The 281-nt window shown below is 37.4% G+C and carries 1 protein-coding gene; it reads left to right on the forward strand.

What is annotated here, in order from left to right; translation table 11 throughout:
- Positions 1-281 (forward strand): cell wall-active antibiotics response protein LiaF (liaF, locus tag C1G53_RS12395; RefSeq protein ID WP_161941440.1); only part of this gene is annotated, 281 nt, incomplete at both ends.

Raw genomic sequence — 281 nt, forward strand, 5'->3', positions numbered from 1 at the left:
AATAGATGGTTTGGCAACCACGACCACTCTCAAGATAGGTTTGGTTTTGAAGATATTAACATTGTACGCTTGTTTGGCAATGATGTAGTTGATTTGGATAAGACTGTATTAGTTGGCAGAGATAATATTGTTGTAATTCGTAAAACGTTTGGACGGACAAAAATTATTGTTCCAATTGATGTTGAGGTTGCACTTTCAGCAACTAGTATCTATGGACGAGTAAGTTTCCTGGGTGAATCATATTGGGATTTGCGGAATGAAAGTATAGCGGTCAATAGTCC

This window comes from Streptococcus suis, assembly GCF_002960445.1.
GTDB lineage: Bacteria > Bacillota > Bacilli > Lactobacillales > Streptococcaceae > Streptococcus > Streptococcus hyiners.